1 protein-coding gene and 1 pseudogene are annotated in these 897 nt (G+C 40.4%); one reads left to right on the top strand and one right to left on the bottom strand.

The window, feature by feature from the left end; all coding sequences use genetic code 11:
- Positions 1–366 (bottom strand): hypothetical protein (locus A3762_RS17605; RefSeq protein ID WP_156493557.1); only part of this gene is annotated, 366 nt, incomplete at its 3' end.
- A gap of 199 nt (positions 367–565) precedes the next feature.
- On the opposite strand from A3762_RS17605, the pseudogene A3762_RS17600 reads away from it, so the two are divergent.
- Positions 566–897: pseudogene (locus tag A3762_RS17600) on the top strand (hypothetical protein); the annotation flags it as partial.

Below are 897 nucleotides of genomic sequence, written 5' to 3'. Positions count from 1 at the left end.
GGCTAGAACAATGAGCATCGGTGGCTCAATGTTCGTCAATTCGCTGTCATAGAAAATCCACGCGCTCATCAATCCCCAGTGCAACGCCGCAAGAAGAATGCTTGTTGTAAGCCACATCTCTAAGAAGTTGACGTTATGTTTGTCTACTTGTTTTCGTAGAAATAGATGGGTTAAGCGAGTGATAAATATTAAGACAATCAGACCGCTATTGATTTGGAAGAATAGAGGGCTTGATTCATGCAGATTAAGCGAGAACGCAATGGCAAACCAAACGATGGCATAAATAAAAATGCCTGGTTTTGCTCGATTTGCTAAATCATTGAATGCTTTTATACGTAGAACACTGTAATAATCTGTATCGCTCATTTGAAGAGCTATGCCTCGCTATTTTTATAATTTAGTGCTCAGCCGGTAATATTAGTGCACTTATCATGATGAGCTAAGCCCAACCGACTGATAGCGCTAAGTTTAGCATAGGCTACTAATTCGGCTGATAAGAATGGTAGATATGTGATCATGTTGGCTTGTGGTACGATTTTTCTACAATGCATTGAGGGTAGTTTCAGTGTTTCGTTTGTTGATTCCAGTGATTGTTTTGATTGCAATCATCCTATTTGTGAAAGCTTATAATTCGGGTTCTCCTCAACGAAGAAAGAAGCTTGTTTTTGGCTTTTTGTTTAGCGTGCTATTTGCTGGTGTGTTGTTTTTGACATTAACCGGTCGACTGCATTACATCGCTGCGGTTGTGACAGGTTTAATCCCTTTTGCTCGACGTATTTATCCTTTACTGCGCTATGTGCCTGTTTTACGAAGGTTCGTGTCTGAAAGAAGGAAGGGAAAGCAAGATAAAGATGAGTCTGGTGACGAACTTAAAAAAGCGACGATTACCACGAGAGA

It is taken from the genome of Oleiphilus sp. HI0125 (assembly GCF_001635355.1).
This window is presented reverse-complemented; position numbering and strand designations above follow the sequence as displayed.